Annotated in this window: 1 protein-coding gene; it reads right to left on the bottom strand. The window is 30.3% G+C overall.

The window, feature by feature from the left end:
• Positions 1–172 precede the first annotated feature (172 nt).
• The coding region (locus FHQ30_RS13375) for a hypothetical protein (protein WP_500692287.1) at positions 173–522 on the bottom strand (350 nt) is incomplete at its 5' end.

The following is a 522-nucleotide window of genomic DNA, read 5'->3' on the forward strand; positions in this document are numbered from 1 at the left end:
GTATTAAATATATCAACATTAAAGAAATCAGCCCCTTCTTTTCCTTTTTCACCTATAGATAAGCATAACGAAATAAAGTAAGATGAATTTAATATTGCAATCTGAGCCTCGTCTTTATTAAGGATATAACCATTAAAATCAATTCGTTTTAATTCTGCAAATATGAGCATATTTAGTCCTTGATGTTAATATGTAAATTACTTTCTGAAATAAACTTGCCCTCTTTTATATACCCTCGTTCAAAATTAGCTTGAACTCCTGTTTCTGCATATATAGAATATTTTTTCACACTAGGGGAGCGATATAATCTTGTTCCATCTGCACTAATCCAACCATTACTAGTTTCTTTTGCCATATCACCCACCCACTCTTTTGCTAACTTTTCAGCCTCAACTCTAGTTATATGTCCTTTTTGAGTTAAATTACCTTTTCCTAAAGCAGCATGCTCTAATATAGAATTGTTTTTTATAATATTATTTAAGTTTTCTGCCTGTAATTGTTCCTTTAATTTTGGATAAAGAG

Origin of the sequence: Testudinibacter sp. 'clade 2' (assembly GCF_006227735.1) — a bacterium.
GTDB lineage: Bacteria > Pseudomonadota > Gammaproteobacteria > Enterobacterales > Pasteurellaceae > Chelonobacter.